20 protein-coding genes are annotated in these 23,685 nt (G+C 68.6%); 6 read left to right on the forward strand and 14 right to left on the reverse strand.

The window, feature by feature from the left end:
• Entirely contained in the window at nt 1–420 is a 420-nt protein-coding gene (locus tag DPV79_RS27835; RefSeq protein WP_027791045.1) for an MbcA/ParS/Xre antitoxin family protein, read from the reverse strand.
• 232 nt (nt 421–652) lie between these two features.
• On the opposite strand from DPV79_RS27835, the gene DPV79_RS27840 reads away from it, so the two are divergent.
• Nucleotides 653–1,435 carry an ABC transporter substrate-binding protein gene (locus DPV79_RS27840; protein WP_021156310.1) on the forward strand — a complete coding sequence of 261 codons (783 nt, stop codon included), beginning with the start codon at nt 653–655 and terminating at the stop codon, nt 1,433–1,435.
• A 1,132-nt stretch (nt 1,436–2,567) separates the two neighbouring features.
• Nucleotides 2,568–2,954 carry a GtrA family protein gene (locus DPV79_RS27855; protein WP_060314198.1) on the forward strand — a complete coding sequence of 129 codons (387 nt, stop codon included), beginning with the start codon at nt 2,568–2,570 and terminating at the stop codon, nt 2,952–2,954.
• Between the two features lie 28 nt (nt 2,955–2,982).
• Here DPV79_RS27855 and DPV79_RS27860 read toward each other — a convergent pair whose 3' ends face one another.
• Both DPV79_RS27860 and DPV79_RS27870 read right to left on the reverse strand, forming a co-directional pair.
• The gene (locus DPV79_RS27860; RefSeq protein ID WP_042972653.1) at nt 2,983–4,464 is read right to left on the reverse strand and encodes a sigma-54 dependent transcriptional regulator; all 1,482 of its coding nucleotides are present in this window, start codon (nt 4,462–4,464) and stop codon (nt 2,983–2,985) included.
• 453 nt (nt 4,465–4,917) lie between these two features.
• Nucleotides 4,918–5,835, reverse strand: a complete 918-nt coding sequence (locus DPV79_RS27870) for a metal-dependent hydrolase (protein ID WP_059484191.1) — start codon at nt 5,833–5,835, stop codon at nt 4,918–4,920.
• Between the two features lie 582 nt (nt 5,836–6,417).
• On the opposite strand from DPV79_RS27870, the gene DPV79_RS27875 reads away from it, so the two are divergent.
• The 3 genes from DPV79_RS27875 (at nt 6,418) to DPV79_RS27885 (ending at nt 9,274) form a co-directional block, all read left to right on the forward strand.
• The gene (locus tag DPV79_RS27875) at nt 6,418–6,759 is read left to right on the forward strand and encodes an FKBP-type peptidyl-prolyl cis-trans isomerase (RefSeq protein WP_021164331.1); all 342 of its coding nucleotides are present in this window, start codon (nt 6,418–6,420) and stop codon (nt 6,757–6,759) included.
• A gap of 35 nt (nt 6,760–6,794) precedes the next feature.
• Nucleotides 6,795–7,568: a helix-turn-helix transcriptional regulator gene (locus tag DPV79_RS27880; protein WP_113047012.1), complete on the forward strand. Its 774-nt coding sequence runs from the start codon at nt 6,795–6,797 to the stop codon at nt 7,566–7,568.
• Nucleotides 7,569–7,825: 257 nt separating this feature from the next.
• A complete protein-coding gene (locus DPV79_RS27885; RefSeq protein WP_113047013.1) occupies nt 7,826–9,274 on the forward strand; it encodes an MFS transporter in 1,449 nt (482 codons plus the stop codon).
• A 10-nt stretch (nt 9,275–9,284) separates the two neighbouring features.
• Here DPV79_RS27885 and DPV79_RS27890 read toward each other — a convergent pair whose 3' ends face one another.
• Both DPV79_RS27890 and DPV79_RS27895 read right to left on the reverse strand, forming a co-directional pair.
• Nucleotides 9,285–10,220, reverse strand: a complete 936-nt coding sequence (locus DPV79_RS27890; protein WP_059591704.1) for a hypothetical protein — start codon at nt 10,218–10,220, stop codon at nt 9,285–9,287.
• Between the two features lie 68 nt (nt 10,221–10,288).
• On the reverse strand, nt 10,289–10,759 hold the full coding sequence (locus DPV79_RS27895; protein ID WP_208866754.1) for a winged helix-turn-helix transcriptional regulator: 471 nt from the start codon (nt 10,757–10,759) through the stop codon (nt 10,289–10,291).
• Between the two features lie 153 nt (nt 10,760–10,912).
• Between DPV79_RS27895 and DPV79_RS27900 the strand changes: the two genes are divergently transcribed.
• On the forward strand, nt 10,913–12,148 hold the full coding sequence (locus DPV79_RS27900) for an MFS transporter (RefSeq protein WP_113047015.1): 1,236 nt from the start codon (nt 10,913–10,915) through the stop codon (nt 12,146–12,148).
• 130 nt (nt 12,149–12,278) lie between these two features.
• Here DPV79_RS27900 and DPV79_RS27905 read toward each other — a convergent pair whose 3' ends face one another.
• The 9 genes from DPV79_RS27905 to DPV79_RS27945 all read right to left on the reverse strand — a co-directional run bounded on the left by DPV79_RS27905 (nt 12,279) and on the right by DPV79_RS27945 (nt 23,647).
• Nucleotides 12,279–13,445, reverse strand: a complete 1,167-nt coding sequence (locus tag DPV79_RS27905; protein ID WP_113047016.1) for a glycosyltransferase family 4 protein — start codon at nt 13,443–13,445, stop codon at nt 12,279–12,281.
• Entirely contained in the window at nt 13,445–14,629 is a 1,185-nt protein-coding gene (locus DPV79_RS27910) for a glycosyltransferase family 4 protein (RefSeq protein ID WP_113047017.1), read from the reverse strand. The genes DPV79_RS27905 and DPV79_RS27910 overlap by 1 nt, the downstream gene beginning before the upstream one ends.
• Entirely contained in the window at nt 14,626–16,092 is a 1,467-nt protein-coding gene (locus tag DPV79_RS27915; protein ID WP_048022241.1) for an O-antigen ligase family protein, read from the reverse strand. Before DPV79_RS27915 ends, DPV79_RS27910 begins: the two co-directional genes overlap by 4 nt.
• 10 nt (nt 16,093–16,102) lie before the next feature.
• A complete protein-coding gene (locus tag DPV79_RS27920) occupies nt 16,103–17,239 on the reverse strand; it encodes a glycosyltransferase family 4 protein (RefSeq protein WP_059484097.1) in 1,137 nt (378 codons plus the stop codon).
• 49 nt (nt 17,240–17,288) lie between these two features.
• Nucleotides 17,289–18,248, reverse strand: a complete 960-nt coding sequence (locus DPV79_RS27925) for a glycosyltransferase family 2 protein (RefSeq protein WP_113047018.1) — start codon at nt 18,246–18,248, stop codon at nt 17,289–17,291.
• A 64-nt stretch (nt 18,249–18,312) separates the two neighbouring features.
• The gene (locus DPV79_RS27930) at nt 18,313–20,538 is read right to left on the reverse strand and encodes a polysaccharide biosynthesis tyrosine autokinase (protein WP_021163249.1); all 2,226 of its coding nucleotides are present in this window, start codon (nt 20,536–20,538) and stop codon (nt 18,313–18,315) included.
• Between the two features lie 50 nt (nt 20,539–20,588).
• A complete protein-coding gene (locus DPV79_RS27935; protein WP_021163250.1) occupies nt 20,589–21,767 on the reverse strand; it encodes a polysaccharide biosynthesis/export family protein in 1,179 nt (392 codons plus the stop codon).
• Nucleotides 21,761–22,204, reverse strand: coding sequence for a low molecular weight protein-tyrosine-phosphatase (locus DPV79_RS27940; RefSeq protein ID WP_113047019.1), 444 nt, complete (start codon nt 22,202–22,204; stop codon nt 21,761–21,763). The genes DPV79_RS27935 and DPV79_RS27940 overlap by 7 nt, the downstream gene beginning before the upstream one ends.
• A gap of 30 nt (nt 22,205–22,234) precedes the next feature.
• The gene (locus tag DPV79_RS27945; RefSeq protein ID WP_048022236.1) at nt 22,235–23,647 is read right to left on the reverse strand and encodes a UDP-glucose dehydrogenase family protein; all 1,413 of its coding nucleotides are present in this window, start codon (nt 23,645–23,647) and stop codon (nt 22,235–22,237) included.
• Between the last annotated feature and the right edge of the window lie 38 nt (nt 23,648–23,685).

Here is a 23,685-nt window from a genome sequence, read left to right on the forward strand (position 1 = left end):
TCACGCCCAGCCACCTCGCATCGCGTCGAGATATTGGCGGACGGCGACCAGATCGCCGACGTTGCCGGCGAGCATCCGGTCGAGTGCGCGCTTGCCGCCGAACGGCGCCGCGTCGTTGGGCCGCTTGACCCACGCATCGGCCGCGGCCGGCTGCGGCAGCAGGATCTGCAACGCCTTGTAGATGCCGAGCAGCAGCGATAGCCGCTCGAGCGTATCGCGCGGCAGCCGTGCCGATTCCGGCGCGGCCTTCCACTTGAAGAACGTCGAACGGCCGGGCGACCCGAGCAGCACGATCTGTTCGTCGATCGTCAGCTCCCAGTCGCGCGCGATGTTGAAAAACGCACGCAGGCCGGCCGCCGACATCTGCGCGACCGAGGCCTGCGGCGGGGAGGAGTGCGATTCGTAGGCGGGCTGTGACATGATCGTTAGTCTCGAAACGAATTTACTAACAAGATTAGTCCATTTTCGTATTTTTGCAAGGGTCGGCACCCGGCGACTGTTCACGCATCCGGCAAAACGATATTTTTTGTCCATTCTGGACTCTGATTTTATTTTCTGCGTTAATGGCCGTGCGGACACCGCGCGCAGATGCGGCTCGGGTCCGTGAAACCGTGTCGCACAGAACCGGAAGCACCCCGCCAAGGAACGCACCATGAAGAGACTGATTGCCGCTGTTTCGATCGCCCTGCTCGCGGTATCCGCAGGTCCCGCCGTCGCGAAGGACTGGACCACCATCCGCTTCGGCACCGACGCCAGCTACGCGCCGTTCGAGTCGAAGGCGCCCGACGGCAAGCTCGTCGGCTTCGACATCGACCTCGGCAACGAGATCTGCGCGCGCCTGAAGGCAAAGTGCGTGTGGCTCGAGAACGATTTCGACGGGATGATTCCGGCGCTGAAGGCGAAGAAGTTCGACGCGGTGCTGTCGTCGATGTCGATCACGCCGCAGCGTGCGCAGCAGATCGGCTTCACGACGAAGATCTACAACCAGCCGACGCGGCTCGTCGTGAAGAAGGGCTCGCCGCTGCTGCCGACGGCCGAATCGCTGAAGGGCAAATCGATCGGCGTCGAGCAGGGCACGACGCAGGAAACGTACGCAAAGGCGTACTGGGGCAAGCAAGGCGCGAACGTCGTGTCGTACCAGAACCAGGACGGCGTGTACGCGGACCTGACCTCGGGCCGCCTCGACGCGGCGCTGCAGGATGAAGTACAGGCCGCGATCGGGTTCCTGAAATCGTCGCGCGGCGCGAACTACACGTTCGTCGGCCCGGAGCTCGTCGACGAGAAGGTGCTCGGCATCGGCGCCGGCATCGGGCTGCGCAAGGAAGACACCGACCTGAAGGCGAAGATCGACGGCGCAATCCTCGACATGGTCAAGGACGGCACCTACAAGCGGCTCGCGTCGAAGTACTTCGACTTCGACATCTACGGCGGCTGAAACGGCGTCGCGCGCGTACGGGCGCCACTCCCGTCGCGCGCGTCCGACCGCCCCTCCCCTCACCACCGGACGGCAACGGCATGACGCCGTTTGCCGTCGCATCGAATGCATCATCCGTCGCACGCGCGGCAAGACCATCGCGCTTCATTCGGATTGCAGATCAATCGTTCGCGGCGACGATGCCCGGCGCGAACGGATATCGTGCGGCTTCGGTCAATAGGCGAAGACCGGGCGTCGAGGTACCGGCGCCCGAGCGCACATGCCCTTGCGAATCGGGTTCGCGTGCAGGAAAGTACCGACCCGGCGTGGATGACCGGCAATCAGCCGGATCCGCCTCGCACCGGGCGCGGAGAGATGGCCTGTCGATGCATGCCGGCCGGCCGAGAGAACGACATGCGACCGGCAATGCTCCGAATCACTGCGATCGCGGCCTGCCGGCCGCGGCGTGTGGCGATCGATCATTTTTCTACCCCGTATCAGTCTGATGGTTGTTCCGGCAACCGGACCAGGCCGGTGCCCCGACGATCAGGCGACGACGCTCCGTGCTCGCCGGAACGCGGCTGTTGCGCCGCGCTCCGCCGCCGCATCCCCGCGGACCGTGTCCTGGCCGGTACTGACAGGGTTCGCTGCCGAACCGGACGGACCGTGCATCGTCGACCTTCGCACGCCCACATTCGCAAGGAGCGGGCCAGCTTCGCGCGAGCCCGTCCGGACAAGGGCCCGGCCGGGCAGCGTGGCGTCCGGAACGGGTGCCGAATGCGGGAAGTTACGAAACTGAAACACGCGGCGCGCGGCACGCGCCGGCCGCGTGGCGGCCCTGCCTTGCCGGATAAGGCTGAACAATGAAGCACAGCATTTTTACCGATGGACGGCCGGCCGTTCACGCCGATTCGCGATGCAAATTCGCATGGCCGCCGACGCGAAATGTTTCATGTGCTTTACATGCCGTCGGCAGCACGCGGGCCGCGGGTTGCCCGCGCTAACCATCCGCCGGGGCCGGGCCGGCCGGGCGCACGGCTATACTGCGAAACCGGCGCGCGTCGTGTTCGCATCGGCGCCTCCGGCCGGCGGATGCCGCGCCGCACGACGCCGCCCCGCACGCCGCCCCACCGCCCGAACGATCGCCCCGCCGATGATCCGTACCCTCTATATCGCCGAACGCGCCAGACTGATTCGCTTCGGTGTGTCGGGCCTCGGTTCGACCGCGCTGCATGCGTTGATCGCGACCGCGATGTTCGCGCTGTTCGACGCGACGCCCGTGACCGCGAACGCGGTTGCGTTCGCCTGCTCGACCGCGTTCTCGTATCTCGCCAACACGCTGTGGAGTTTTTCGTCGCCCGTGACGTGGGGCAACTTCATGCGCTTTCTCGCCGTCGCGATGGTCGGCCTCGTCGTGACGATGCTACTTGCGCACGGCGCCGTGACGCTCGGGCTGGCGCGCGCGTGGAGCGTCGTCGCGGTCGTGCTGTGCGTACCGCCCGTCACGTTCGTGCTGCACCGGCTCTGGACCTATCGCTGAACCGGCCCACGCGTCGCACGTGCGCCGCTCAGCCGACCCGCTGATGCCCCGCGTCGCCGGACGGCGCGCCGTCGTGCCCGCCGTTGTCGCCGTTCCCGCCGTTGTTGTCGTGATCGTTCAGCCCGTGCTCGATCATCATCCGGTAGAGCGTCACGCGCGAAATGCCGAGTTCGGCGGCGGCCTTGTTGATGCGGTGATCGTTGCGCAGCAGCGCATTCTCGATCGCGGTGCGCTCGGCGAGCGCCCGCGCCTGTTCGAGCGTCACGGGTTCGGTTTCGCCCGGCGTATCGAGCCCGAGATCGTGCGGCGTCAGCAGCCGGCTCTCGGCCATCACGATCGCGCGCCGCACGCGGTTGATCAGCTCGCGCACGTTGCCGGGCCACTCGTAGCGCCGCATCGCGTCGAGCGCGGCCGACGTGAAGCCGCTGATCTTGCGGCCGCTATCGGCCTTGTATTTCTGCAGCACGTAGTGCGCGAGGATGTCGATGTCCTTGCCGCGCGCGCGCAGCGGCGGCTCGTGGATGCGCAGCACGCACAGGCGGTGATACAGGTCGGCGCGAAAGCGCCCGGCCTCGACCGCGCCGTCGAGATCCACGTGGGTGGCCGAGATGATCCGTACGTCGACCGGAATCGATTCCTGCCCGCCGAGCCGCTCGATCTTCCCTTCCTGCAGGAAGCGCAGCAGGCTCGCCTGGCTTTCGACCGGCATGTCGCCGATTTCGTCGAGAAACAGCGTGCCGCCGTTCGCCGATTCGATCCGGCCCGCGCGACGCTGGTTCGCGCCGGTGAACGCGCCGCGCTCGTAGCCGAACAGTTCCGACTGCAGCAGGTGATGCGGAATCGCGCCGCAATTGATTGCGATGAACGGCCCCTTGCCGCGGCCGGAACGCTCGTGAATCGCGAGCGCCGTCAGCTCCTTGCCGGTGCCCGACTCGCCCGAGATGAACACGCTCGCGTCCGTCTTCGCGACCTTGCGGATCGTGCTGAACAGCTGCTGCATCGCCTCGCAGTTGCCGATCATCCCGTGTTCGCCGATCGACGCCGCGTAGGCCGCGCCATCGACGCGATCGAGCGCGGCCATCCCGCGCGCATGGCCGAGCACGTGCGAGATCCACTCGTACGGCAACGGAAGGGTCACGTAGTCGAAGCAGTAGCTGCGGATCAGCTCGCGCACGGCCGGGCCGATCGTGACACCGGCCTGGGCGATGGAAATCCAGCCGATCGACGGCTGGCTCAGGCACGCCTTCAGCGCGGGATACTCGCGCGACGTGAACCCGGAGAAATCGACCAGCCCGGCGGCGACGCTCACGCCGGACGTCATGTTCTGCGCGGCGCCGGCGGTCTTCGCGACGGAGATTTCCCAGCCCAGCCCGCGCAGTTGCGCAAGCAACGGCTCGTCGGGCGAACGCATGATCACGAACAGCTTGCGTCCATCCTCGGGCGCGGTGACGGACACATGCGTCATCTCGGGCACCGTGTGCCCGTTTGCCTCAGGTGACCTAGCAACCATCGTTGTTCCCCGCTTGGCATTGGTATCGCGCGCCCGGCTCGCCGCCGCTTGCGACGAACCTCGATCGAACCGACATATTGGCCGCATTTCCGTCCGAATAAAATCCCCTCGTGCATGAATCGCGCGTGAGGTGGACAGTGTCATCAACGGTATATCGATGTGGCCGGCGCGCGGCTAGATGGGTGTTATCCCGGTGGCGTGCGCGGCGCGCGCGGTCCACGGGCGGCCACGCGACGCGCAAAGCCGCGCCGGTGCTGGCGCACGGCGTTCGCGGGCGATGCGGCACCGACAGGATCGGCCCGGCCGCGCATGCGTGCGCGGCCGGTCGACCGGCCGCCGGGATGCCCGCCCGGCCGGTTCGAATTGATTTCGGTCAATCGTCAGAGGAAGCCGGCTGATGCAGGAACGCAACACGCCCGGCCCGATGCCGCGCACGCCGGCGCAGCGGCGGGGTCAACGTCCCGATGCGAGCGGCGCCGGCGCGTTCGCACGGCCACGGCCGGCCGGCGTGCCGCCGTGTTCGCCGTAGGTGGCGGCAAGCGCGTCGACGCGCGCGAGATGGTGATGATTGTCGTGGTCCCACGGATGGAAACCCGGCCGGAAGAAGCTCAGCCATTCGCCGGCGATGCGCGGGAACAGCCCGCGGCGCGGCCCGTACAGGAACGCGATCATCCGCAGCATGCCGCGCACGTGATGGCCGGCGCCGCGATCGCGCCACAGCAGCGTCGCGTGCATCAGGAACACGGTCGGCCAGAAGGTCAGCGTCGTCAGCAGATACACGCCGATGCGGATCAGGTAACGACGCAGCCCCGGCGCCATCGCGGTGTTCCACACGTCGAACGACACGGCCTTGTGCTCGGTTTCCTCGAGCGCGTGCCAGATCCACATCTGGCGGTAGCCTTCGACCGAACCCTCCAGGCGCGTCGGGTCGCGCAGCAGCCAGTCGGCAAGCATCGCCGTGTAGTGCTCCGCCGCGACCGTGTGCGCGAGCTGCACCGAATGCGGTAGCTTGCGCTTCATGTAGCCGAGCACCGCCCACACACGCTTGTCGAGCTTGCGCGCGGGCAGGTGGTTCGCCTGCATCAGCTCGTTGTACTCGATGTGCTCGCGCGTGTGCATCGCCTCCTGGCCGATGAAGCCGAGCACCTGCTGCTTCAGCACGGGATCGTCGATCCGGTCGCGATAGTTGCGCACCGAATCCATGAAGAAACGCTCGCCGGCCGGGAACAGCAGCGACAGCGCGTTGAAGAAATGGGTCACGTGCGACCCGAGGCCATGCCAGTCCTTCGCGCGTTCGACCGGCAGGTCGAAGCGCAGGTCGCGGCGCACCGGCATGATCCCGGCTGCGGTGGCGGAAGCGGCTGACTTCATGTTCATCGTTCTCCTGGTTCCGGAGCGGCCCGCCGCGTCGTCCGACGCGGCCGGCGCGGGCCCGGGCGGCACATCGCGCACCGCCAAAATCTTGACATCGACAGCTGTAAAGATAGGCCGCCCGCGGCAACGCGCGCAAGCCGCGCGGTAGATGCGCGCTTCCAAACAGGGCACGGTCGAAAAGGCGGAAAAAACGGCGTTCGAGCGGCGTCCGGACACGGCGGGATTCGAACGCACGGGACCGCACGCGAGCCGTTCGCGGCAGTCGGCACCGCGTCGCAGCGGTGGCCCGGAAGCCCCGCGTGGCGCGGCATTTCACGGAATCCGGCAACCCAGCGTGGCATGCGGCCGAGCTCCCCGGTAGCACCGATTCATACACGCGTCGCACTCGCGCGGTGCAACCTCGGTCGCGGGGCTGGCCGGAAATTCAAACGCGCGTTCTATTTGCATTCCGCGCGATCGCGGCCGCGACGGCCCGCCGCCGTCCGCGATACGCGCGAGACGGGCCGAAAGCCACGAGCGGCGGCCCGCAGCGCGCTCGCCTACAATAGCGGTTTTACCCATCCTTTTTCAGGAGAAGTCATGTCTGTCATCACGACCGAATCGGGCCTCAAATACGAAGACCTGACCGAAGGCACCGGCGACGCAGCGCAAGCCGGCCAGACCGTCAGCGTCCACTACACGGGCTGGCTGACCGACGGTCAGAAATTCGATTCGAGCAAGGATCGCAACGACCCGTTCGCGTTCGTGCTCGGCGGCGGCATGGTCATCAAGGGCTGGGACGAAGGCGTGCAGGGCATGAAGGTCGGCGGCGTGCGTCGCCTGACGATCCCGCCGCAACTCGGTTACGGCCCGCGCGGCGCAGGCGGCGTGATTCCGCCGAATGCGACGCTCGTGTTCGAAGTCGAACTGCTCGCCATCTGACACGGCACACGAGCCCCCGGCTGACGCCCCGCCCCGTGCCACACCTTCCGTCCCCCACCGTCGCGCTGCAACGCTACGACGCGCTCGAAGCGTCGGACGTGCACGACTTTCACCAGATCGTGCTCGGCATCGACGGCGCGATGGTGATGGCGGTGAACGGCGTCAGCCAGCGTCTCGACCGGCACCGCGCCTGGCTGGTTCCAGCCGGCGCGCGCCATGATTACGCGGGCCTCGGCGAGAATCGCCAGCTCGTGCTCAATCTTCCCCTCGCATCACTCGCGGTGCCGCAGCGGCTGTTCGACAACGCGCGCGCCGTGGCAATCGATCCGGCCCTGACGTCACTGGTCGCGCAGATCGCGGCGGCGGCCGCGCAATTCGAAGCGCCCGCGGCCGACGCGCCGCACGCGGCCGCACACCGTTTCCAGTGGCAGGCCGCCGCCCGGCTGTGCGGCGCACTGCTCGACGAACGCGACATCCCCGCGCCCGCATCGGGCCTCGATTTCGCGCGCATCGACCGCTGGCTGCGCGCGCGGCTCGCCGAGCCGCTGCGCATCGCCGATCTCGCCGCGCACTGCGGCTACGGGATGCGCCGCTTTCATCAGCTGTTCGTCGATGCGTTCGGCGAAACGCCGCATCGCTACCTGCAGCGGCTCAGGCTCGACGCGGCGGTGATCCTGCTCGCGGATGGCCGGTATCCGCTCGTCGATATCGCCGGGATGGTCGGCTTCGCGGATCAAAGCACGTTTACGCACGCGTTCACGAAGCGCTTCGGCGTTGCGCCGGGTCGCTGGCGCGGCGAGCGGCATTGAACGCCGCCAAGGTTCCGCGCTGAGCACGCGTCAACACGGGTCGTAGCGGCACGGTTGGGCACGCGGCGCTCACGTCGGCCCACGCGCAACATTCTTCGCTCCTGCTTCGTCCCCGCTTCGTCCCCGCTTCGTCCCCGCTTCGTCCCCGCTTCGTCCCCACTGCGTCCCGCTCGCCGCCCTGCTGCTTCGCCCCCGGCGCTTCGACGCTTCACGTCCCGCTGAAACATCGCCGGCCGCCCGCGCCCTACGATTGGCGCATGGACACGACCCTCCCCTCCTCCGCCTTCCCGCCCGCGCTCGCCCGCGTCGTCGCGACCGTCAGCACCGGTTTCGTCGTCACGCAGCTCGACGTGACGATCGTCAACATCGCGCTCGCGCATCTCGCCGGCGACCTGCGCTTGCCCGTCGCCGGCCTGCAGTGGGTCGTCGATGCGTACACGCTCGCGTTCGCGGTACTGATGCTGTCGGGCGGCGCGCTCGGCGACCGCTTCGGCGCCCGCCGCCTGTACATCGCCGGCCTCGTGCTGTTCGCGCTTGCGTCGCTCGCATGCGGCGCCGCGACCGCGCCCGCGATGCTGATCGCGGCGCGCGCACTGCAAGGCGTCGGCGCCGCGGCGATGTTGCCCAATTCGCTTGCCCTGCTCAACGACACGTGCCGGCACGACCCGCGCCTGCGCGCGCGGGCCGTCGGCTGGTGGACGGCGGCCGGGTCGATTTCGATCGCGGCCGGCCCGGTCGTCGGTGGCCTGCTGATCGCGGCGTGGGGCTGGCGCGGCATCTTCCTCGTGAACCTGCCGCTGTGTGCGGCCGGGCTGGCGGCCGCCTTCGCGTGGATACCTGCGCGCCGTGCGGCGGCAACGCCGGCCGCGCCATCCCGCTCCGTCCGCGCACTCGACCTGCGCGGCCAGTTCATCGCGATCGCGATGCTGACCGCGTTGACCGGCGCCGTGATCGAATGGCGTCCGCTCGGCTTCACGCATCCGGTCGTCGCCGGCGGTTTCGCGCTGGCGGCGCTCGCCGCGCTCGCATTCGTCGCGGTGGAAACGCGGACGGCCACGCCGATGCTGCCGCTGTCGCTGTTCCGCCACCGCACGTTCAGCGCGGCCGTGCTGTTCGGGATCTGCGTAAACCTCACGTACTACGGCACCGTGTTCGTGCTCGCGCTGTACCTGCAGCGCGCACGCGGCGAATCGGCGTTGCAGGCCGGCCTCGCGTTCCTGCCGCTGACGGGCGGCTTCCTGCTGTCGAACCTCGCGAGCGGTCGCGTCGTGGCGCGTCACGGCCCGCGCGCGCCGATGCTGGCGGGCGCGCTCGTCGCCGCGCTCGGCTACGGATCGCTGCACTTCATCGACGCGTCGACGCCGCTGGCCGTCCTGCTCGTGCCGTTCCTGCTGATTCCGTCGGGCATGGGTTTCGCGGTGCCGGCGATGACGACCGCCGTGCTCGCGTCGGTCGCGCCCGAACGGGCCGGCATCGCGTCGGCCGTGCTGAATACCGCGCGGCAGGCCGGCGGCGCGATGGGCGTGGCCGCGTTCGGCGCACTCGCCGGCGGCGGCGGCGCGGCGCAGGTCGTGGACGGGTTGCGGATCGAAACGGCCGTGTCGGTCGCGCTGCTGGTCGCCGCCGCGCTGCTCGCGACGCTGGTGCGACCCGATGCGCATCGCGGCGCATCGTCCGTGCGTCAGGCCGTGCCGGCGGCCGATTGAACGGCTGCGGTCATGCGTCGCCGGGGTCCCGCTGGATCAGGTGACGCCACGGAAACACGTTGTCCTTGAAGTGACTCACGTAACCGCCGCTGCCGGCCTGGATCACCATGAACGACAGCCGCGGATGCAGCGCCTGCAGGGCTTCGAGCGCCTCCCGGTCGAGACAGGTGTTTCTCAGCGTCAGCCTGCGGAGCCGCTGGCCGGCACGGCTCTTCAGCAGGCGCTCGTAGGCGTCGAACGACGTCACGCTGCCGGCGTCGCGCTCGCGCTTCCACGTCGAATGCAATGCGGTCGACTCGGAGAAATCGAGCCAGCCGAGCGACGGCAGGTTGTCGCAATCCGCCAGGCGATCGATGAACTGCTGCGTGTCGTCCCCGCCGCCGATGCGCAGCCGCTCGAGATGCGCAAGCGGTACATCGAAGAAACGCGCATCGGGCGCGTTCGGCACCGTCAGCTCGGCGAGAAACGGCGCCTTCGCGGCAAAGCGGGCAATCTCGCCGCCTTCCTGCATGATCAGGTCGCGACGCACGATCATCGACTGGTTGTGATCGGCCGGCTCGGTCGGCCGCACATACAGCGAGCGCAGCATCGGGAAGCGCGCATCCGAATCGAGCAGCGGCCCGAAATCCCATTCGCGCGTGCCGTTCGCCCCTTCGTCGATGCCGCTGAACGCGAGGTCGGTCACGAGATCCGCGACGTCCCGCAACGCCAGACACTGCAGCGTCCAGTCGAACGGTTCCTCCCAGGCGCCGCCGAAGTACCGGACGTGCAGCCCCGCCCGCATCGGCGCGACCGTGACATGGTTGAAATCGGTCTGCCACAGCGGCTCCGCGGGATCGGCATGGTCGCGCCCGTCCTCGGCGCCCTCGCGCTCGCAGAAATCGTGAATGCGTCGCTGCAGGTCGAGCAACAGCCGATAAGCGGCGGAATCCAGCGGATGGGACATGGCGATGCAGTTCCGGTCGGCGACGATCGCGACAGTCTATCCGACCGTGCAGCCGTCGCGCACGACGCTCATCGCCGCCGTGCGCCCGCTTCGTCGCCGACCTTCCTCACGACCGTCTCGCCCGCCTTCACCGGCCGGCCGTCGTCGTGGCGCAGCGCGAGTTTGCGGATCGCGCGCCCCGTGTGGCGGTCGACCAGCACCGAATGCGGCTCGCCTCGCGCGAACAGGTTCGCCTCGCCCCACTGCCGCAGCATCACGATCACCGGGAACAGCCCTTCGCCCTTCCTGGTCAGCACGTACTCCTGATACGCGCTGCCGTCCGACGCCGGCACGACGTCGAACACGCCCGCATCCACGAGCATCCTGAGCCGGTCGGACAGGATGTTGCTCGCGACGCCGAGGCTCGCGCGGAAATCGCCGAACCGGCGCACTCCGTCGAACGCATCGCGCACGATCAGCAATGCCCAGCGATCGCCGACGATATCGGTCGCCCGTGCCACCGGGCACGGCGAATCCGCAAGACTTTTCTGCCTGGCCATGTGCCTCTCCGCAATCTTGCCGGCCGCCTTTTCGGCAACACCGGCCATCCGTGCACGGACATCTCGCCCGCCGCACAACAGGTTGCATTTTAAAACTACTTTTCCTACACTCACGCCAGTTTCAATTTGCAACTACTTTGCGCGAGGAAATCCATGGCGTCTTCCTGTCGTTCCGGCACCGTTGCATCGAACGCATCCGCGCCTGCCGCGCATCCGGCCGCCGTCGGCACCCTGTCCACGGCGCGCGTCGCGACGCTGGCCGTCTGCTGTGCGGCCAGTGTCGCGAATGTCTACTACGCGCAGCCGCTGCTCGATTCGATCGCGCGGGATTTCGGCGTGTCGCAGGCGGCGGTCGGCGGCGTCATCACCGCGACGCAGCTCGGCTGTGCGCTCGCGCTGCTGTTCGTCGTGCCCCTCGGCGACCTGCTGAACCGCAAGCGCCTGATTGCCGTGCAGCTTCTGCTGCTGACGGCGGCCTGCATCGGCGTCGCCGCATCGTCGACGCGCATCGCGCTGCTGGCAGGGATGGTCGCGGTCGGGCTGCTCGGCACCGCGATGACGCAAGGGCTGATCGCGTGCTCGGCCGCGCTCGCGGGCGCCGGCGAACGCGGGCGCGTGGTGGGTGCCGCGCAAGGTGGTGTCGTGGTCGGGTTGCTGGCCGCACGCTCGCTGGCCGGCGTCGTCACCGACATCGCGGGCTGGCGGGCCGTCTATCTGGTATCCGGCGCGCTCGCGATCGCCATGCTCGCCGTGCTGTCGCGACTGTTGCCGGACGAAAACGGGCCGCGCGAGCGCATCGGCTACGCGGCGCTGCTGCAATCGATGGTGTCGCTGTTGCGCGACGAACGCGTGCTGCGCGTGCGCGGCGCGATCGCGCTGCTGATGTTCGCGGCATTCAGCATCTTCTGGAGCGCACTGGTGCTGCCGCTGAGCGCACCGCCGCACGCGATGTCGCATACGCAGATCGGCGCCTTCGGCCTCGTCGGCGCACTGGGCGCGGCGGCCGCCGCCCGCGCGGGCCGGCTCGCGGATCGCGGGCGCGGCGAAGCGACGACCGGCGCCGCGCTCGCGCTGCTCGCGTGCTCGTGGCTGCCGCTCGCATTCGGCGATTCGTCGATTGCATGGCTGGTGGTCGGCATCGTGCTGCTCGACGTCGGCGGGCAGGCCGTCCACGTCGTCAACCAGAGCATGATCCTCGGCACGCGGCCCGATGCGCACGCGCGCCTCGTCGGCTGCTACATGCTGTTCTATTCGGCCGGCAGCGGGCTCGGCGCGATTGCATCGACGATGATGTATGCGCGCGCCGGGTGGGCGGGCGTCTGCGCGCTCGGCGCGGTCGTGAGCGTGGCGGCGCTCGGCGTCTGGGCTGCGACGCTCAGGCGCGCGTGACGCGTGCCGGCGTCGCGCATCGGATGGGGAGAACGAGCCGGCCCTGCGCAGGCCGCCGGCACGCGAACCGGCCGCGCATGCGCGCCGGTTCGGCTTCCCGTTCGGCGCGCAGATTGCGCGCCACGGGCGCTCAACCTGCCGCCTGGATCGCCTCTTCGTACACGCCGGCCACGCGCCGCGCGATCACCGCGTTGTCGAAATGATCGCGCGCATAGCGCTTGCACGCGGCCTCGTCGGGCAGCGTGATCGCGCCCGACAGCGCGGCACCGAGCCCTTCCGCGATCGCGTCCGCGCCGGTGGACGGCAGCACGAGATCGTCGGACAGCCCGGCCACCGCCTCCGGCAGCCCGCCGACCGGCGTGACCAGCACCGGCGTGCCGGACGCGAGCGATTCGACGGTGATCAGCCCGAAGCCTTCGAGCGCGACCGTCGGCACGACGCTGACCGTCGCCGCGCGGTACAGCGCAGCGAGATGGTTGTCCGGCACGAAGCCGAGCAGCTTCACGTTGTCCTGCAGGCCTGCCGCATCGATGCGCTGCTGCAGTTCCTCGCCGATCTTGCCCTTGCCGGCGATCAGCAGCAGCACGTCCGGGTGACGGTGCTTGAGGAGGCCGATCGCGTCGATCAGGTCCTCCAGCCCCATGCGCCGCACGAGCCGGCGCACGGCCAGCACGATCGGCCGGTCCTGCGGCAGTTGCAGCTTGTGCCGCGCCTCGGCGGGCGTGAGCGGCGTATCGAACTGCGCGGTATCGACGCAACCGGGAATCACGCGCACACGCGACGGATCGATCCCGTAGCGGTTCGTCAGGATCTGGCCGAACGCCTGCGACAGCACGATCAGCCGCGACGAACGCGTATAGACGGCCTGCTCGAGATAACGCTTCGCGCGCTGGCCGAGCGACGCGGCGCCCTCGACCTGGCTTTCGTCGGCCCACGGCCCCTGGAAGTGCGATACCTGCGGAATCCCGCGCGTGACGTCGAGGCCCGGGAACGTGTACAGCGCGAAGTGCGACGAGATCACGTCCGGCCGCTCGCTGCGGATCTCCTCGCGCAGCGCGCGCCGCGCGGCGAGCATGCGGCGCGCGAGCGGCTCCGATGCGGGACCGAAGCCCTGGATCGCGCCGCCCGTGTCGTCGGCGACCTTCTGCGAGCCGGCGACGAGCCCGCGCACCTCGACGCCCGCGCCCGGCAGCGCGCCGACGAGCGAGTAGTACATCCGGTCGAGGCCGCCCGCGCGTTCGGGGAACCAGTGCATGCCGATCTGCAACGATTTGATCGGCCGGGAAGAGTGGGACATTACGATTGCTCCTGCGTCACTGCATGCTCGACCCGCTCGAAGGCGGACGGCTGCGTGGGTTGGCCGATGCGCCGGTAGAGCGCGACATACTGGGCGCCCATGTGCGCCCAGCCGAAACGGGTCATCAATTCGCGGGCCGCGTCGCCCATCGCGCGGCACGTGTCGCGCGACGCCGCGAGCGAGCCGATCGCCTGCGCGAGCGCGGCCGGATCGTCCGGGTCCTCCAGTACGATCCCGCATTCGCGCGTGATGATTTCGGCGCCGCCCGCCGTGCGCGCGGTGACGACCGGCAACCCGGCCGCCATCGCTTCCAGCAGCGACAGGCTCATCGCTTCGTAGCGCGACGGGAACACGTAGGCGTCGACCGAGCGCATCAGCGTCGGCATGTTTTTCACGAGGCCGAGGAAATGCACGCGCGCATCGATGCCGAGCGCGCGCGCCTCTTCCGGATACGGGCTGCCGGGCAGATAACCGGCCACCGCCAGGTGCACGTTCGCGGGCAGCTTCGTCAGCGCCTTCAGCACCGTGCCGAGGTTCTTGCGCGGCGTGCGCAGGTCGCCGACGAACAGCAGCAGGAACGCGTCGTCCGGCAGCTTGAACGCCGCGCGGTCGGCCTGCGCACCGGCGAACGCGCTGCCGTCGACGCCGTTGTAGATCACGCTGATCTTGCGGCTGTCGATGCCGAGCCCGGCGATCTCGTCGGCCACCTTCTGCGACACGGCGGTGATCGCGCGCGACCGCTTGTACGCCCAGCGCTCGAGCGTGGTGTTCACGCGCGTATAGACGTACTGATAGGCCGACCACAGCCCCTTCGTCGGCCCGAACGGATAGTACGGACTCTTGAACCAGCCGCCGTGCACGAAGTGCGCGGTATTCACGTCGGCCTTGATCCACGAGATGAAGCCGTTCACGTGCAGCACGTCGTATTCGCTGCGGTGTGCGCGCAGCCAGGCCGCGCTCTTCAGCGCGAACACCTGCTGCTTGACGAGATTCGACGGCCAGAAGCAGCCGACCTTCACCGGCACCCAGCGCACGCGCGGGTCGGCCAGCAGCTCGGGCGCGACGTGCGACGCGACCAGCGTGACCTCGTAGTTCTCGGCCAGCGCCGCGCGCGCGATTTCGTAATTGACGCGGCCCTGGCCGTCGTTATGTCGCACGACGTGCGTGACGATCGCGATTCTCAATGGTCGCCTCCCCGTGAATGCGCGGCGGCCAGCAGGCGTTGTGCCTTTTGCCAGTGCGCCGCGGCTAGTATCGAAAAAATGGCTGTGAACATCAGCAGGCCGCCCGTACCGATCAGCGAGTTCGTGAACACGAGCATCGCGAAGGTCGACAGGCACAGGCTCAGGCACGCGCCGACGAACTTGTCGTTGCGCAGCTTGAATGCCGCCCGCAGCGTGCGGCCGAACAGCATCACGACGCCCGAGAGATACAGCAGCGTGCCGGGCCAGCCGAGCACGAACGGCACGTTCATCACGCCGCTGTCGAAGCTGCCGTACTTGCCGAGCTCGCCGCTGTCGCTCGACAGCTTCGTGGATGCACCCGTCGCGCCCATCCCCTCGCCGGCGACGTCGGTGAACGCCGTCTGCGCGAAGGTGGCGTAGAACTTGTTGCGGTCGTCGTAGCTGCGGTCGTCCTTCAGGTTCGTGATCGACTGCAGACGCGCGCCGAGACGGTCGGCCACCGGCCCGACGGTCAGGAGCGGCACGCACAGCCCGACCAGCACGACGCCGCTGATCAGGATCCGCATCCGCACGCGGTTGCTCGACTGCACGAGCTGGATCGCGAGCGCGATCACCCAGCCGCCCCAGGTCGAGCGCACGAGACAGAGCGCGAACGACACGAAGCCGGCCGCGCCCGCGAACCAGCGGATCTTCTGCGGCGCGGCGAACACGAACACCAGCGCGCCCATGATCGCGAACGCGAACGGCCCGGACGAATTCATCGTGCTGAACACGCGCACGCCGTACGGCACCGGCTCGCCCTGCGAACCCATGTCGGAGCCGATCATCCACAGCACGTCCCACTGCGGCATCACGAAGTACTGCACGACGCCGTACAGGCCCATCACGAGCATGCCCCACATGAACGTGGACAGCAGCACGTCGCGGTATTCGGGATAGTCGCGGGCGTTGACCATGATGTGAAAACCGATCAGCACCGGGTACACCCAGTTCGCGAGGTCGTAGGTCGCGGCCATCACGCCGCTCGACACGATCCCGACGAGGTACGCGTACGCGAGCCCGAACAGCATCAGCAGGATCGGGATGCCGCGCCGCTGCGCGAGCACGCGGTAATGCCGGATCAAGCCCAGGCCGGCGATCATCGTCACCGCGAGCGGCGCGACCTGGATCAGGCTCGTCGGCGTGAACGCGCCCTTCGACCAGTCGGCGAGACGCCGCACTTCCGGGCTCAGGAACCACACCCACCACATGAAGCCGACGTAGCGCGCCGGACTCTTGAAATACAGCCAGATGCCGACCGCGATGGCCAGCACCGGAAACGCGAGCGTCAGCACCTTGCCCTGGTGAATGGCAATCAGCGCGGCGGTGAAGGACCACAGGCCGGCCTGCCCGACCCAGTGCTTCCGCTCGGGCAGCCAGCTGCGGTGGCGCGACGGTGCGCGTTCGGCGGCAATCGTACTCATCGATCCGCTCTCACCGCGACGACGGGCGCGAATCCGCGAGCGGCATCGCGAGGCCCGCCGCCGCCGGCGTCCGGCGCCGGCGCAGCATGTCGCGCGTGATCCGCACGTGCTGCTCGGCGAACGCCTGCGTGGTCAGGTCGCGCTCGCGCAGGCACGCGGCAGCGGCCCGCGCGCAGCCCAGCGCCGCGACCGGGTCGGCCGCGAAGCGATCGGCGGCCTGGCGCATCGCCTGCGCGTCGAAGGCCGGCACGTAGGCGGCCGTATCGTGCGGAAAGTAGTCGCTGAGGCCGCCGACGTCGGACACGATCATCGGCTTGCCGACCGCGGCCGCCTCGAGCATCACGGTGATGCCCGACGCGTGGAAATTCGGCCGCAGCGGCACGACGATCACGTCGGCCCATGCGTACAGTTCGTGCTGCTTCGCGAGCCCCGACGCCGAGCCGATCTTCACGTTCGGCGCATGCCACTCGCGCGGCACGCGGCGCCGGGTCGCCAGCCGCACGTCGTAGCGCGCGTCGCCGCCGAACGCGGCGAGGAACGTGCGCCAGTCGCGGTCGCGGTCGTTGCCGATCGCCGCGATCCGCAGCGGCCGGTTCGGTTGCCATTGCCGCGGCTCGACGATCGGGAAATCCTGCGTGTTCAGCCCGTAGTAGACGAACTCGGCTTCGCGGCCGAGATAACGGCGGCACAGGTCGGCGTTGTCGCGGGCCAGCGTGGTCAGCGCGTCGGCGCGCGCGATCAGTTTGCGGTACAGCCAGCGGCGCGGGCCGCCGAAGCTGCCCCACTTGTCGAACAGCCACACGCTCTGCGCAAGCAGCAGCGGGCGTTTGCCCTGCTCGCCGGCCAGCTTCAGGATCAGCGACGCCGCAAGGTGCTCCTGCTCCGTGTGCGTCCAGATCACGTCGGTGTTCAGCAGCGCGGCACGGTTGCGCCATGCATGCACGACGTCGAAGCCGAGCGCCGCCTTCAGCGCGCGGCGCGCGAGGCTGGCGACGCGGCTCTCGCCACCGTCCTGCGAATAGGTCAGCCGGAATTCGTCGGATTCGGCGTGGTGATAGCCGTACAGGCAGCCGATGTTCTCGCCTTTCCGGTAGGTACGCGGATCGGCGCCGTGGAACAGATGGACATGAACCTTGGTTGCAGTCATTCGAGCCCTTCTCCGGGTTCGGCCGCGCGGCGTTGCGCGCGCGGCTCGTTCAAGACGTCACCGGCGGCATCGCCGCACGGTGGGGGGCAAGGTTCGCGCGGCGGGCATCGCGCGCGCCGCGGCGCACCGCGCGCCACTGCTCGCGGATCCGCTCGCGCTTCGCCGTATGCAGCGACAGCAGCACGTGCGCGAGGCCCGGGTAGACGCGCGTACCGACCAGCGTCCACCACCACCACGCGATTTCGCGCCGCACGGGCGGCAGGTGCTCGCGCAGGATCAGGTGCAGGTTGTACGCGCCGTTGCTGATCGCATTCAGCGACGCGGCATCGCGCCGGTCGTCGTCGAAGCGTTCCGCCGGAAAATGATCGACCGCGATCGCCGGGTCGTAGACGAGCTTCCAGCCGTTGCGCTGCACGTGCATGCTGAAACCCATGTCGTTGTGCACTTGCGCACCGGCGCCGCGCAGCCGCGTGTCGAAGCGCAGCCGATCGATCGCGGCGCGGCGGTAGCTCATGTTCGCGCCTTTCAGCATGTCGACTTCGCGCATGCCGCCGACGCCGAGGTGATGGTTGCCGACGATCTTGCCGGACAGCGTGAGCTGGCCGACGAGCGCGCGCGATTCGTCGAGCACGCGGCCCTTCTCGTGCACCCAATCGCGCCCGCCGACCGCGCCCACGCGCGGGTCGGCCTCGAACGCCGACTCGACGCGGGCGAGCCAGTCGGGATGCGGCGCCGCGTCGTCGTCGGTGATCGCGACGATGTCGCCGTTCGCCGAGTCGAGCCCCTTGTTCAGCGCGGCGACCTGGCCCGGCACATCGACCGGCACGATGCGCAGCGGCAGCGCGCCGCCGACCGCCGGATCGGCGAGCCGTTCGTGCGTGGCATCGTCCTCCGGGCGCGCGACGACGATCACCTCATCGGGCAGCCGCTGCTGCCGCTGCAGCGCCAGCAGGCAGCGCGCGAGGTCGGCGGGGCGCCGATAGGTCGGAACGAGCACGGAAATTTTCATCGTTGGTTCTCCTGTCGACCGGGCAGGCGGCACGCGCGGCCCGCCCGGTTACGTGCGATTCGGATCAGGCGCTCAGGTATTCATGCACGGCCGCATAACCGCGGCCGTAGCCGCGCGCCTTCGGCGGCACGCCGTTGAAGATCCCGCCTTCCAGATCGACGCCCGCGGTACGCAGGCGCTTGATCGCGTCGGCGATCTCGCCTTCGGTATGCATGCCCGAGCGCAGCACGAGGAACGTCGAGCCGGCCATGCGGCCGATGATGGTCGCGTCGGTCACCGCCAGCACCGGCGGCGAATCGATCAGCACGACGTCGTAGCGCTTGCCGAGCCCTTCGAGGTATTGCGGCAGGCGCGTCGACATCAGCAGCTCCGACGGGTTCGGCGGGCGCGTGCCGGCCGAGATGAACGACAGGCCCTGCACCGGCGTCTCGCGCACCGCGTCCTCGAGCGCCGACTGGTCGCTCAGCAGCTCGGACAGGCCCGGCTGCGAGGTGAGGCCGAAGTAGCGGTCGAGCAGGCCGCGGCGCATGTCGGCGTCGATCAGCAGCACGCGCTTGCCCGAATGCGCGAGCAGCACCGCGAGGTTGACCGTCAGGAAGCTCTTGCCGATGCCGGGCGTCGGGCCCGTCAGCACGATCACGCGGTTCTTCGCGTCCATCATCGCGAACTGCATCGCGGTGCGCAGGCTGCGCAGGCTCTCGACGCTCAGATCCTTCGGACGCAGGCTCGCGAGGATCGGCCGTGTGCGGCTGCCGCCCTTCTCGGCCGCCGCGTCGAGCTTCACCTGTTCGGCGCTTTGCGGCACCAGCCCGTACAGCGGCAGGTTGAACGTGCGCTCGATGCGGTCGGGGTCCTCGATGCCCTGGAACAGGTTGCGGCGCAGGAACACGACGCCGGTGCCGAGGATCAGCCCGAGGAACACCGCGGCCGACAGGATCAGCACCTTCTTCGGCTTGACCGGGTCGCCCGGACGCAGCGCGGAATCGACGAGGTGGATGTTGCCGCCCGTGCCGGCCTTCTGCACCGACAGCTCCTGCACGCGGTTCAGCAGCAGCACGTAGATGTCCTCGGCGACCTTCGCGTCGCGCTGCAGCTGGACGGCCTTCACTTCGGTGGCCGGCAGGCTGCGGAAGCGGTTGCTGAACTTGTCCTTCTCGCCCTGCAGCTCGGCAAGCTGCTGCTTCGCGGCGATCACCATCGGGTGCGAATCGGTGAAGCGCTGCGCGAGCGACGCGAGCTGCAGGCGCTGCGCGGCGATCTGCTGCTCGTACTGCACGCTGCCCTCGAGGTAGACCTTCGCCTCGTCGCTCGCGTTGATCGAGCCCGACGTGCGCTGGTACTGCGTCAGCGCGGCTTCCGCCCGTTCGAGGTCGGCCTTCAGGCGCGGTTCCTCGCCCTTCAGGAAGTCGAGCATCTTGGTCGCTTCGGCCTGCTTCGCGACCACGTGCTGGTTCAGGTACGACTGCGCGAGCGCGTTCGCGATCGCGGCGGTCTGGTCCGGGTCCTTGCCTTCGAGCGAGATCTGCACGACGCCCGTCTGCTTGCCCTGCTCGGTCACCTGGATGCCGGCCTGGAACCCGCTGATCGCGTCGAGATCGTTGTAGCGGACCACCGTGAACTGCGTGCCGGGGCGCGCGACGAGCTTCGACACGAGCAGCGTCACGCCGCCGCCCTGCGTCGATTCGCCGACCTGGCCCGACAGCAGCCGCGTGCCGTTCTGGTCGACGAGCGAATAAGTGCCGTTCGGGCCGGCCGTCAGCGTCAGCTTCTTGCCTTCGAGCGCGGGCACGACGCTGATCGAATCGACGTCGGCGACTTCACCGCCCCATGCATACGATTTCAGGCCGAGCCATGGCCGCGACGGCGTGCCCGGCGTCGCGACACGCGCGGCGAGGCTGCCGATCAGCGGCAGCGTCTTCGGCACGACCGAGAAATTCAGCTTGAACTGGTCGACCACCGGCGCGACGACGCCGCGGCTCTTGATGATCTCGATTTCCGCGTCGGTCTGCGCCTGCTGCGGACCGCTGTTGATCGTCGCGCCGGTCTGCGTCTGCGTGAGCGCCTGCGACGTGTTGTCGTTGCTCTCGACCCGCACGTGCACGTCGGCCTGGTACACCGGCTTCGCGACGTAGCAGTAGAGGCCGGCGAGCGCGACGACCGTCACCGCGATGCCGAGCAGCAGCCAGATGTCGTCCATGATCACCTGGAGCAACTGGCCGAGGACGACGTCCTCTTCCTCGGTTTTCACGGACAGATCCGCGTAGGAGTGTTTCGCTTGCGTGTTCACCATTCGTTCCCGCTTGAGTGGTGCCGGGGCGGAGGTGCCGCCCCGGCGGGCTATCAGCGCGTGATTTGCCGCATGTAGAAGATCGTCTGGATCGTCGGCAACACCTGCTGCAGCACACGGTTGAACTGCACCGAGCTGGCCGTGCTGACGTAGACCACATCGAGCGGCTGAAGCGGGAAGCGGCTCGACAGCATCAGCGCATCGGGCTGCGTCATGTCGAGACGGAACACTTCAGGCTTCGTCGGGTTGTCGCGCATGCCGCGCATCACGTAGATCTTGCGCGGGTTCGCATCGGTGTCGAGGATGCCGCCGCCGGCCGTCAACGCGTCGGCGATGGTCAGCTTGCCCTTGAGCATCGGCACCGTGACCGGCGTCTTGACCTCGCCCATGATGAACACGCGGCTGTCGCTGCGGTCCGGCACGTTGATGATGTCGCCCTGCTGCAGCATCACGTTCTGCCGCACGTCGCCGCGGTCGAGCACGCCGTTCGCGTCGAGCGTGTAGAGCTTGCCGTCGCGCGTCAGGCGCACGCGCTGCAGATCGGCGTCGGTCGTCGAGCCGCCCGAACGCGAGATCGCGTCGACCAGCGTCAGCGGCACGTCGCTCATCGCGAGCGGGCCCGGCGTCTTCACCTCGCCGGTCACCTGCACCTTCTGGCTGCGGAACGACAGCACGCGCACGTCGAGCTGCGGATTCTTCACATAACGCGCGAGTCGCGTGGCCAGCTCGTCACGGGTCTGCGCGATCGTCTTGCCCGCCACGTGGATGCGGCCGACGAACGGGAAGAAGATCGTGCCGTCGGCGGCCACCGTCTGGCCATAAGGATCGGCCTGGCCCGGCAGCGACGACGAATAGGGTTGCTGCAGCGCGCCCGCGATCGTCTGCGTCGTGTTGCCGCCGCTCGAGAACGACTGGCCCTGCGGCGTCGTCAGCTCCGGGTGGTCCCAGACGGTGACGCCGAGGATGTCCTGCGGCCCGATGCGGTACACGTATTGCGACGGATCGGTATAGCGTCCGGGCGGCAGCGGATGATCGACCTGCGCTTTCTGCAGCTGGTCCATCACCACTTTGGCGTCGATGTAATGAACCGGATAGGTCTCGGCCGCTTGCTGCCGGCCTTCGTCCTTCAGGTTCGACGAGTCGAGGTAGTTGCCGGGCGCGGTTGCACAGGCTGACAGGAAGGTCGTCAGCGCGACGGCAAGCGCCACCGGGCGCATCGGGCGTTTCAGCATAGTTTCTGTAGCCATCCTTGAACCAGACGTTCGATCAGTGAGTAGCTCTGGCGGTAATCGGCCTCGGGGCCGCCGTGCGGGTCGGCAATCTCGGCCCCTTCCCACTTGCCGAGCAGGTGGACCTTGCCGCGCGCGAACGGATCGACCTTTTCGACGGCCGCGATCTGTCCGCGCTCGCTGACGAGAATCAGGTCGGCGTCGCGCACGATCCGGCGCGACAGCCGCCGCGAGCGGTGGGTCGTCGCATCGACGCCCCGCTCGGCGAGCAGCTGCCGCATCACCGGATCGATGCCGTCGCCGTCGTTCGCATGCACGCCGGCCGAATGGAACGTCGGGCGCGGGCCGCCGCGCGACGCGGCGTGCGACTTGAACAGCATTTCCGCTGCCGGGCTGCGGCAGACGTTCGCGTGACAGACGATCAGGATGTTCCGGAACATGGCGTCTCGTAACGAGTGACGGGAAACGGATTACGCGCTCGCGGGCGCGGTGCCCGGCACACGCGCGGCGACGGCCTGGCGCGAGCCCGGCCGGCCGATCGGGTGGTATTCGATGCCCTGCTCGCTCATCGTCTCCGGCTCGTACAGGTTGCGGCCGTCGAAGATCACCGGCGCTTTCCACAGGCGGCCGAGCGCGACGAAGTCGGGGCTCTTGAAGATCTTCCATTCGGTGACGATCACGAGCGCGTCGGCATCGCGTGCGGCCTGCGCCTCGTCGTCGACGAAGCTCAGGCGCTCGAGCCAGCTCGGGTGATCGGCGAGATCGAGCGCGATCACGCGGCGCGCTTCCTGCTGCGCGACCGGGTCGTACGCGGCGATGCGCGCCCCGCGCGACAGCAGCTCGGCGATCAGCTCGCGGCTCGGCGCTTCGCGCATGTCATCGGTGTTCGGCTTGAACGCGAGGCCCCAGATCGCGAACGTGCGGCCGGTCAGGTCCTCGCCGAAGCGGGCGACGATCTTCTCGGCGAGCACGCGCTTTTGCGTGGCGTTGACCGACGACACGGCCTTCAGGATCTGCAGTGCCTGCCCGTGCTCGTCGGCCGTGCGGATCAGCGCCTCGACGTCCTTCGGGAAGCACGAGCCGCCGTAGCCGCAGCCGGCATACAGGAAGTGATAGCCGATGCGCGGATCGGAGCCGATCCCGCGGCGCACGGCCTCGATGTCCGCGCCGAAACGGTCGGCGAGGTTCGCCAGCTCGTTCATGAACGAGATGCGGGTCGCGAGCATCGCGTTCGCCGCGTATTTCGTGAACTCGGCCGAGCGCACGTCCATGTACAGCGTGCGTTCGTGGTTGCGGTTGAACGGCGCATAGAGCTTCTTCATCAGCTCGCGGGCGCGCTCGCCCGGCACGTCGTCGTCGCAGCCGATCACGATGCGGTCCGGCCGCGTGAAATCGTCGACCGCCGCGCCTTCCTTCAGGAATTCCGGATTCGACACCACCGAGAACATCTGGTCGCCGCCGCGCTTCGCGAGCTCTTCGGCCACCGCCGCGCGCACGCGCTCGGCCGTGCCGACCGGCACCGTCGACTTGTCGACGATCACCTTGAAGCCGGTCATGTAGCGGCCGATGTTGCGCGCCGCCGCGAGCACGTATTGCAGGTCGGCCGAGCCGTCCTCGTCGGGCGGCGTGCCGACCGCGATGAACTGCACGTCGCCGTGCGCGACCGCGGCCTCGATATCGGTCGAGAAGCGCAGGCGGCCCGCCGAGCGGTTGCGCGCGATCACTTCCTTGAGGCCCGGCTCGTGGATCGGCACGCCGCCGTTGTTCAGGATGTCGATCTTTGCCTGGTCGACGTCGAGACAGAACACGTCGTGCCCGATGTCGGCGAGACAGGCGCCGGTGACAAGACCTACGTAACCGCTGCCGATGATAGTCAGATTCATGATGTGTCGGACCTCTTGACCAATGATTCGAAATTCGT

The organism is Burkholderia reimsis, from assembly GCF_003294055.1.
Taxonomy (GTDB): domain Bacteria; phylum Pseudomonadota; class Gammaproteobacteria; order Burkholderiales; family Burkholderiaceae; genus Burkholderia; species Burkholderia cepacia.

Coding starts and splice junctions, on each gene's coding strand:
- DPV79_RS27835 (WP_027791045.1), bottom strand. CDS start 420: ATGTCACAGCCCGCCTACGAATCGCACTCCTCCCCGCCGCAGGCCTCG.
- DPV79_RS27840 (WP_021156310.1), top strand. CDS start 653: ATGAAGAGACTGATTGCCGCTGTTTCGATCGCCCTGCTCGCGGTATCC.
- DPV79_RS27855 (WP_060314198.1), top strand. CDS start 2,568: ATGATCCGTACCCTCTATATCGCCGAACGCGCCAGACTGATTCGCTTC.
- DPV79_RS27860 (WP_042972653.1), bottom strand. CDS start 4,464: ATGGTTGCTAGGTCACCTGAGGCAAACGGGCACACGGTGCCCGAGATG.
- DPV79_RS27870 (WP_059484191.1), bottom strand. CDS start 5,835: ATGAAGTCAGCCGCTTCCGCCACCGCAGCCGGGATCATGCCGGTGCGC.
- DPV79_RS27875 (WP_021164331.1), top strand. CDS start 6,418: ATGTCTGTCATCACGACCGAATCGGGCCTCAAATACGAAGACCTGACC.
- DPV79_RS27885 (WP_113047013.1), top strand. CDS start 7,826: ATGGACACGACCCTCCCCTCCTCCGCCTTCCCGCCCGCGCTCGCCCGC.
- DPV79_RS27890 (WP_059591704.1), bottom strand. CDS start 10,220: ATGTCCCATCCGCTGGATTCCGCCGCTTATCGGCTGTTGCTCGACCTG.
- DPV79_RS27895 (WP_208866754.1), bottom strand. CDS start 10,759: ATGGCCAGGCAGAAAAGTCTTGCGGATTCGCCGTGCCCGGTGGCACGG.
- DPV79_RS27900 (WP_113047015.1), top strand. CDS start 10,913: ATGGCGTCTTCCTGTCGTTCCGGCACCGTTGCATCGAACGCATCCGCG.
- DPV79_RS27905 (WP_113047016.1), bottom strand. CDS start 13,445: ATGTCCCACTCTTCCCGGCCGATCAAATCGTTGCAGATCGGCATGCAC.
- DPV79_RS27915 (WP_048022241.1), bottom strand. CDS start 16,092: ATGAGTACGATTGCCGCCGAACGCGCACCGTCGCGCCACCGCAGCTGG.
- DPV79_RS27920 (WP_059484097.1), bottom strand. CDS start 17,239: ATGACTGCAACCAAGGTTCATGTCCATCTGTTCCACGGCGCCGATCCG.
- DPV79_RS27925 (WP_113047018.1), bottom strand. CDS start 18,248: ATGAAAATTTCCGTGCTCGTTCCGACCTATCGGCGCCCCGCCGACCTC.
- DPV79_RS27930 (WP_021163249.1), bottom strand. CDS start 20,538: ATGGTGAACACGCAAGCGAAACACTCCTACGCGGATCTGTCCGTGAAA.
- DPV79_RS27935 (WP_021163250.1), bottom strand. CDS start 21,767: ATGCTGAAACGCCCGATGCGCCCGGTGGCGCTTGCCGTCGCGCTGACG.
- DPV79_RS27940 (WP_113047019.1), bottom strand. CDS start 22,204: ATGTTCCGGAACATCCTGATCGTCTGTCACGCGAACGTCTGCCGCAGC.
- DPV79_RS27945 (WP_048022236.1), bottom strand. CDS start 23,647: ATGAATCTGACTATCATCGGCAGCGGTTACGTAGGTCTTGTCACCGGC.